At 44.9% G+C, this 8,680-nt stretch carries 9 protein-coding genes; 1 reads left to right on the forward strand and 8 read right to left on the reverse strand.

What is annotated here, in order from left to right:
- Positions 1–164: 164 nt before the first annotated feature.
- Positions 165–2,690, forward strand: coding sequence for a DEAD/DEAH box helicase (locus QVO99_RS07985; RefSeq protein ID WP_022317089.1), 2,526 nt, complete (start codon positions 165–167; stop codon positions 2,688–2,690).
- 94 nt (positions 2,691–2,784) lie between these two features.
- Here QVO99_RS07985 and QVO99_RS07990 read toward each other — a convergent pair whose 3' ends face one another.
- From QVO99_RS07990 to QVO99_RS08025, 8 genes are all read right to left on the reverse strand, one after another.
- Positions 2,785–3,216 (reverse strand): biotin/lipoyl-containing protein, encoded by a 432-nt coding sequence (locus QVO99_RS07990; protein ID WP_022317090.1) that lies wholly within the window; start codon positions 3,214–3,216, stop codon positions 2,785–2,787.
- A gap of 10 nt (positions 3,217–3,226) precedes the next feature.
- Positions 3,227–3,391: a hypothetical protein gene (locus tag QVO99_RS07995; protein WP_022317091.1), complete on the reverse strand. Its 165-nt coding sequence runs from the start codon at positions 3,389–3,391 to the stop codon at positions 3,227–3,229.
- A gap of 69 nt (positions 3,392–3,460) precedes the next feature.
- A complete protein-coding gene (locus QVO99_RS08000) occupies positions 3,461–5,014 on the reverse strand; it encodes an acyl-CoA carboxylase subunit beta (RefSeq protein ID WP_022317092.1) in 1,554 nt (517 codons plus the stop codon).
- 39 nt (positions 5,015–5,053) lie between these two features.
- Entirely contained in the window at positions 5,054–5,458 is a 405-nt protein-coding gene (gene mce / locus QVO99_RS08005) for a methylmalonyl-CoA epimerase (RefSeq protein WP_022317093.1), read from the reverse strand.
- Positions 5,459–5,538: 80 nt separating this feature from the next.
- Positions 5,539–6,162 carry a 4'-phosphopantetheinyl transferase family protein gene (locus QVO99_RS08010; RefSeq protein WP_022317094.1) on the reverse strand — a complete coding sequence of 208 codons (624 nt, stop codon included), beginning with the start codon at positions 6,160–6,162 and terminating at the stop codon, positions 5,539–5,541.
- Between the two features lie 15 nt (positions 6,163–6,177).
- Positions 6,178–7,521, reverse strand: coding sequence for a gliding motility-associated protein GldE (gene gldE, locus QVO99_RS08015; protein WP_022317095.1), 1,344 nt, complete (start codon positions 7,519–7,521; stop codon positions 6,178–6,180).
- A gap of 68 nt (positions 7,522–7,589) precedes the next feature.
- The gene (locus QVO99_RS08020) at positions 7,590–8,012 is read right to left on the reverse strand and encodes a single-stranded DNA-binding protein (protein ID WP_042519904.1); all 423 of its coding nucleotides are present in this window, start codon (positions 8,010–8,012) and stop codon (positions 7,590–7,592) included.
- A 53-nt stretch (positions 8,013–8,065) separates the two neighbouring features.
- Positions 8,066–8,620, reverse strand: a complete 555-nt coding sequence (locus QVO99_RS08025; RefSeq protein WP_042519906.1) for a hypothetical protein — start codon at positions 8,618–8,620, stop codon at positions 8,066–8,068.
- Positions 8,621–8,680: the final 60 nt, after the last annotated feature.

An 8,680-nucleotide genomic window follows, 5' to 3' on the forward strand; every position in this document is an offset into this window, starting at 1 on the left:
GTTTGCAAAGTATTTGCACAATATAATGGAGACAACGAAATTCAGAATGACAACGTACATTATGGAAATGTTTTCCGAACGTACTTATTTGTTGACTTTGAGAAATTCGGTAACTTTCCATTTGGGAATGACTTAAGAAGCCGATAAAGATCATTTAAATATATATGGCGACAAAGGAAAATAAAGATAAAAGGAAAAGAAAAGCTACCGGCAAGAAGAAAGCCAAGGTTTCGCATATCATAAAGCCTGACAACCTTTCGATGGAAGAATGGCAGGTGAAGCTCAGAAGACAAATCGCTGAACCTGCCAAGCTAAAGATACGCTGTGTAGACGATGAGCTATGCCCCGGAGAATATCTCGTGGACAATCCTCTGACTGCAAATGAATACAAGGTGGTATACCGAGGTGCTAACAGCGAATGGAACTATTGCTCCTGCTGGGACTTCAAGACATCAAGGTTGGGAACATGCAAGCACATTGAAGCTGTGAAAAAATGGCTGGGGACGAGAAAGGAATATCGAGTTCACAGAGAGATTCCGCCATACACGTCGGTCTATCTTTCATACAGGGAAGAACGGTGCGTGAAGATACGCATCGGAGCGGACAACAAGGAAGAATATGAGAAGCTGGCAAAGGATTATTTCGACGAGGACTCTGTGTTGAAGGAGTCTGCCTTCTACACCTTCGGCGACTTCCTGAACCAGGCAAAGAGAATCAGCGACACATTCAGATGCTATAAAGATGCGACTGACTTCATACTTGACTTCAGGGCGAGAAAGGCAAGGAAGGATATCGTGGCGACTTACGGCGACGAAGAGCTTGACGCTCTGCTCAATGCCAATCTTTATCCCTATCAGAAAGAGGGAATACGCTTCGCAGCAAGAGCCGGCAAGGCTATTATCGCCGACGAGATGGGACTGGGCAAGACCATTCAGGCTATCGGCACCGCCGAACTGCTGAGGAAAGAGGGACTCATAGAATCTGTACTCATACTCTGCCCCACTTCACTGAAATACCAATGGAGAAGCGAAATAAAGAAATTCACGGATGCTGACGTATACGTGATTGAAGGCGGACACCTGAAAAGGAAAGAGGCATACTGCCGTAAGGAGACATACAAGATTGTGTCGTACAACAGCGCATGCAACGACATCAGGATTCTCGGAAAACTACAGACCAACATGCTCATCATGGACGAGGTGCAACGGTTGAAGAACTGGAATACACAGATTTCGAGGGCGGCAAGGAAAATAGAATCCGACTATGCCGTCATCCTGTCTGGCACGCCGTTGGAGAACAAGCTCGACGAACTGTATTCCATAGTAGAGTTTGCAGACAACTTCCGACTCGCACCGTATTACAAGTTCAAGGAAGAACATATCGTGAGCGACGAGACTGGCAAGATATTAGGTTACAAGGGACTGAACAATATAGGAAAACAACTGAGCGACATTCTTATCAGACGGCGCAAGAAGGACGTGAAGCTGCAGATGCCAAGCAGGATTGACAAGAACCTCTTCGTGCCGATGACGAAAGAACAGATGGGTATGCACTCCGAATGGCAGCACCAGGTGAGAATGCTTGTCATGAAATGGCAGAAGCATCACTTCCTGTCGGAGAAAGACCGCAACAGGCTCCTGCTCCATCTTTCACAGATGAGAATGGTATGCGACAGCAGCTATATCCTGGACCAGAAGACGAGATACGACACCAAGGTGGACGAATGTATCAACCTCATAAGCGACATCGTTTGCGAGGAGGGAGAAAAGGTGGTGGTGTTCAGCCAATGGGAGCGGATGACCCGACTTGTGGCTAAGGAACTGAGAAAGAAAGGCATAGGCTTTGAGTATCTGCATGGAGGAGTGCCATCGGAAAAGAGGAAGGATATGGTGGACAACTTCACGAACAATGCCGAAAGTCGCGTTTTCCTTTCCACCGATGCTGGAAGCACAGGACTGAATCTTCAGGTTGCAGCCACTATAATCAACATCGACCTGCCATGGAATCCGGCTGTGCTTGAGCAGCGCATCGGACGCATATACAGGTTGGGACAACAAAGCAACATACAGGTCATCAACCTTGTAGCACCCCACTCCATCGAGGAAACTATGGTGGGCAAGTTGAGGTTCAAGACATCGATGTTTGAAGGAGTGCTCGACAACGGAGAGGATTCCATCTTTGCCGACGACAACAAATTCGGCAAAATCATGGAGACTGTCAGCAGCTTCGTATCAGAGGAGGAAAACAACACGCCGGATGAGAATGAGAACAACACAACCTCCACGGCAGAAGCTATTGTCGCAGCAGAAGAAAATGAGGAAGCCGCAAAAGAAAACAACACAACACCTGAAGAGGACTATAACACAGAAGGCATGCCGCATAACGCAGAATACTTGTCTGACGGAAACGAAACAGACGACAGACAGACTGCCATGAACGAAACCTTTGACAACGAGCCAAACAAATCCCACAAAAAGGCACATCCTAAAGAACTTGTGGAGCAAGGAATATCGTTCCTCTCCGGATTGGCAAAGACTCTGAAATCTCCCGAAGCCACTGCTGCCCTCGTTGACTCCATAACGGAGAAAAACGAAAAGACAGGAGAGACATCGATTAAAATTCCTGTTGAAAGTAAGGAAACGGTAACCAACCTCCTCACTCTTATCGGAAAACTATTTGCAAATCAATAATTAGCAAGACTATTATAATACCCTACAGAAATGCCGCCTTAGCCATCACGGCTAAAGCGGCATTGTCAGTAATTCTATTATGGTTTCAGAATTCTTATTCTATTACTACGAGTGGAGTATCCTCCATCACGCTCTCACCGACCTGAACAAGAACGGCTGTCACCTTGCCAGCCTTCTCTGCCTCAAGGTTGTTTGCCATCTTCATTGCCTCAAGTACGACAACGGTATCACCAACAGCAACTTCGTCGCCAACAGCAACGTTGATCTCTCTTACTACTCCAGGCAGTGGTGCCTTCAGAGCATTGTTGGTGTTCACTGTTGCAGCAGAAGCTGAAGAAGACTCTGCCGCAGGCTGTGGCTGAGCAACAGGCTTTACTACAACCTTCTTCTTCTCTGGCTCTGGCTCCTTCTCCATCTCAACACTATAGTTCTCGCCATTTACAGCGACGGTGGCAATATTCTCAACGATGTCAACAATCTGGACATCATACTTGTTGCCATTGATAGTATATTTGTATTCTTTCATCTCTGTGTAATTATTTTTGAGGTTTGTTAGTCATGCGCAGCAGATGAGACTCCCAATCAGAGTGTCTCTCCTTGATTGTGATAATGCCCGGCTCCTTGTCATGCACATTGTTTCCTTTGAACTCATGCAATGCCAAAGCTATCGCCGCATATACCTCATTATTTGTTTTTCCCATACTATATACTCTATTTGTAATTATCCGCCACGGAAACATAACAGCTCCGTGGCAGATAAAGATTTCAAATTACATAGGAATATTTCCGTGCTTCTTAGCAGGCAGGTTGTCACGCTTAGTAGCAAGCTGTGCCAAACCGCGACAGATGCGGAAACGAGTGTTGCGAGGCTCGATAACATCATCAATGTAGCCATACTTGGCTGCCTGATATGGATTAGCGAACATCTCGGTGTACTCCTCTTCCTTCTCTGCAAGGAATGCCTTAGGATCCTCATGAGTCTTTGCCTCCTTGGCACAAAGCACAGAAACGGCACCGCTTGCACCCATAACAGCAATCTCAGCTGATGGCCATGCATAGTTGAGGTCGGTACGCAACTGCTTGCAACCCATAACAATATGGCTACCACCATAACTCTTACGCAATGTAACGGTGATTTTTGGCACTGTAGCCTCTCCGTAAGCATAAAGCAACTTTGCTCCGTGGAGGATAACAGCATTGTACTCCTGACCTGTACCTGGCAAGAATCCTGGCACGTCAACGAGGCTGACGATTGGAATATTGAAAGCGTCGCAGAAACGAACGAAACGAGCACCCTTGCGGCTTGCATTAACGTCAAGTACACCTGCATAGCATGATGGCTGGTTGGCTACGACACCAACGCTCTGTCCGTTGAAGCGGGCGAAACCAACGATGATGTTCTTTGCGAACTTAGGCTGAACCTCAAAAAATTCGCCATTGTCAACAATTGCTCCGATAACCTTATACATGTCGTATGCCATGTTAGGATCGTCAGGAATGATGTCGTTGAGAGAATCCTCCATACGGTTGATAGGATCTGTGCACTCCTTACGTGGAGCCTCCTCCATATTGTTAGAAGGAATGTAGCTCAAGAGTGTCTTGATCATCTCCATAGCCTCTTCCTCTGTAGCTGCTGTGAAGTGAGTCACACCACTCTTTGTAGAGTGTACGCTTGCACCACCGAGGTGCTCCTGGTCGATATCCTCACCCGTAACAGTCTTCACAACCTTAGGACCAGTCAAGAACATGTATGATGTGTTCTCCATCATAAGAGTGAAGTCAGTCAATGCTGGAGAATAAACAGAACCTCCGGCACAAGGACCGAAGATACCACTAATCTGCGGAATTACACCTGAAGCAAGGATGTTACGCTCGAAAATCTCAGCATATCCTGCCAATGCGTTGATTCCCTCCTGGATACGTGCGCCACCGGAGTCGTTGATACCGATTACCGGTGCACCCATCTTCATACCCATATCCATGACCTTGCAGATCTTCTGAGCCATAGTCTCTGAGAGAGATCCACCATTTACGGTGAAGTCCTGAGCGAAGATGTATACGAGACGACCATCGATAGTTCCGCTTCCGGCTACAACACCGTCACCGAGGAACTGCTTCTTCTCCATACCGAAATTGGTACAACGATGAAGCTTGAACATGTCAAACTCCTCAAAGCTGCCCTCATCAAGGAGCATGTCGATACGCTCACGCGCTGTATATTTTCCACGAGCGTGCTGCTTCTCGATAGCTTTCTCTCCGCCACCCAAGCGAGCTTCTTCACGCTTAGCGATCAATTGCTTGATTTTCTCTAATTGCTTACTCATAATTAATTTATAATTATTAAAAAACTGTTCTTTACCTTTTTAGTGCTCGCACAATTCTGTGAGAATTCCGCATGTTGATTTAGGATGCAAGAAAGCGATATTCAAGTTCTCAGCTCCCTTACGAGGAGCCTTGTCGATAAGACGTACTCCCTTTCCATCACACTCTGCCAATGCATTTGCCACGCCATCCTCAATGCAGAAAGCAACGTGGTGAACACCATGATTGCCCTTGTCGAGCCATTTCTGGATAGTACTGTCTGGAGATGTCGGCTCCAGCAATTCCAGCTTAACCTCACCACACTTCAAAAAAGCTGTCTTCACCTTCTGATCCGCAACCTCTTCTACTGCGTAGCACTCAAGTCCCAAAACGTCTTTGAAATACGGAAGAGCTTCCTCAATGCTCGGAACTGCTATTCCTAAATGTTCGATGTGTGAAATTTTCATATTATTATTGTTATAATTAATATTGCAAAGTTACATATTTTATTTCTACCACACAATCTTTTGCCGTTTTTTACATTTATTCAAGACTTTTTTTCTACGGCAATTGTCAATATGTAAGATTGAGTTGACAGATATGACATTTCAACAGTAATACCGCGCTTTAAATTATCTATTGTAAACCGTCCCTCAAGATTTCCATCATTGCGTATGCCATGCGTCCGCATCTCCTGAAATGCCAGCCTGTCATCGCTATGCAGCTTATACAGTGTTTCTTTTGCACACCAGCACAAAAGAAGTTCTTTCACTGTTGTCAGCGATTCATCCTCGCGCAAGAAACGTCTGGCTATCCGCATCACCCTGTCGTTCATGTATTCCATATCAACAGCAACGTTATGTTTTTTCGAAACAATGACAACGGCATACCCCCTGGTATGACTGATGCCGATTTCATAACCGTTGTCAAGAAACGGGCGTCCGGCATCGTTATGTTCCACAGGTACAGCCTGACCAAACATACTCTCAAGCAAAGCTGCTACAGCCAAACGCTCAAGGCGTCGAGTCTGCGACTTCATAGATGAGATGTCTGGCAGCAGACTATAAAGCGAAGGATTGGCATGCAGGATTTCGTCCTCGCTCTCATCCATACGCCACAAGCCAACTTGCACATCACTGGGCGTTGTTATACTAAGTGGAATTCTTGGCATAATCAGTATTATGGATTACTGTTTTTCATCACCTTTCACTTCTTTAGCGTCACGCAAAATGACCTTCAGAGTGGCGATGCGGCGCTCCTTGACATCCAACACCTCGAAGACGAAGTTTGAATGTTCAAATTTTTCATGCACCTTAGGGAAATCCCCCTTCATCTCCAACACTAGACCAGCAAGGGTATCAGCCTCACCTTCAACGTCTGAGAATTCATCATCGGGAACATTCAATATCCTGCAGAAATCACTCAAGGGGGTCTTGCCATCAAATATGAATGTATTGTTGTTTATCCGTCTGTAGGTTTTCTCATCTTCATCATATTCATCGCGAATCTCACCTACGATTTCCTCCAGCACGTCTTCTAGAGTCACAATGCCACTGGTTCCACCGAATTCATCAACCACTATAGCGATGTGTATTCGGTTATTCTGGAACTCCCTCAACAAATCATCAATTTTCTTGGTCTCCGGAACGAAATAAGGTGGACGGATGAGACTCTGCCACCTGAAGCTGTCCGGTTTTCCGATATGCAACAGAAGATCCTTGATATACAAAACACCACGAATATTATCTGTATTATCCTGATATACTGGTATCCTACTGTAGTTATTATCCACGATGCTACTAATGACCTTGGAGAACGGTGACTTTATATCAATGTCAACTACATCCTTACGACTTGTCATGATCTCCTTCACCGTCTCGTCTCCAAAACGTATGATACCCTGAAGCATACTCTTCTCATCCTTAATGTCATCTTTGTCAGTGAGTTCCAGAGCCTGCCCGAGTTCATCAACGCTCAGAACATGATTTTCCTTCTGCAAAAGACTGTCGGCAAGCACACGACTTCTCAACAATATGTTTTCTATCGGCCAGAACATCTTTCTTGCCACCAAGACACCACCCACGGCACGACGGCAGAACTGCAATGCATTCTGACGAGCAAAGACCTTAGGCATTATCTCACCGAAAAGAAGCAACAGAAAAGTCAAAAGTACTGTTATGCAAACGAACTGCAACCAATAGGCGTTGCCAAAATCAATCAACGACCCAAAAACATAGTTGCAAAGCATAATGATGGTTACATTCACGAAATTGTTTGCCACCAATATCGTGGCAAGCGTACGCTCACTGTCCTTACGGAGCTTGTCTATCCCCAAATCTTTCGGATTCTTCTCCGTGTCCATTTCATTGAGATCCGAAGGAGTAAGACTAAAAAACGCTATCTCAGAACCGCTTGCAAAGGCAGAAGCGCCTAATAAGACAACAGCAAGTAAAGAAGCAATTACCACCCCTAACGTAGGGGTATTAAAGGAAACCTCCTCAAAAGCCTGCTGTAAAAATGATATATCCAATTTTACTAAAATTTAATCAGTTTCATAAAGCCCAAAGGAACAACGCTCTATCAACCAACGCCAGCACATCAGAATGGCGCGTCAGTTTCAGCATTATCATCCTTCACAGCATCTTCAGTTGACGTTTTGGCGCCACCTGCATCCTCCAAAGGACGGACAGAAGACTTTGCCGTCAACATTTCCATATTGTCAACATAGATTTCCGTCACATATTTTTTTTCTCCCTTTTGCCCTGCATACGAACGAGTTCGTATTTTTCCTTCTACAAAAAGCTTGTCACCCTTGTGGACATATTTTTCAACAACCTTTGCCAAATTCCGATAAAAGACGAGATTATGCCACTCAGTTCTATCTGGAACCTGAGTTCCATTCTGCAACGTGTAACCACGCTCTGTAGTAGCAAGAGACAATGTTGCCACAGCCTGATCACGGTCATAATACCTGACATCAGGTTCCTTGCCCACATTACCAATCAACATCACTTTATTCATAGACAGAAATTTAAAACTTATTCAATAAAATAAATCAAAACACAAAGACCCGATCATTTCCAAAGTCCAAGGAATGTAAACTTGAAGTTCTTTCCTTTAGAAGACGGGAACTGGCTCCTGCTATCAACTCGGCCTTTCAGATACTCAACAATACGATTGTAACAATCCAAACCGGAATTAGCCTTACAAGCTGCCACAAAATGAGTATCACGATATTCATGTTTTCCCGTTCCAGGTATCATTACGACACGCTTGAAATCAAGAGTTCCCTGATACCACCCCTGCTTCTGTTCAGAAAGGCGGGTTGCAGCGGTAGGAACAAATTCCCTCTGGTCACCACTCGTCGCGGCACCAGCATTTGAACGCAGAGCCTTCTTCTGTTTGAAGTCAAGCATCGTTGCAGCTTCAGTTTTTATAATAATGAAATAAACCCTCGGACGAATCTTGTAACGTTTAGGATAAAATACATCACTTTCAACATAGTCCCTAATGTCAGCTTCCAAATCCGCATTCATACCAATTTCCTGAATAGATGCCAAAAAGTCTATCGCATCATCAACATTATGAACTAATGTTTCTCTATCAAAGTATCGTAAATATAAATTCATGTGCTTTCTGTATTTTTCAAAAGAGAAAAAAAGAGCGGAAAACGGGACTCGGACCCGCGA

Source organism: Prevotella sp. CAG:592 (genome assembly GCF_000436015.1).
Classification (GTDB): Bacteria; Bacteroidota; Bacteroidia; order Bacteroidales; family Bacteroidaceae; genus Prevotella; species Prevotella pectinovora.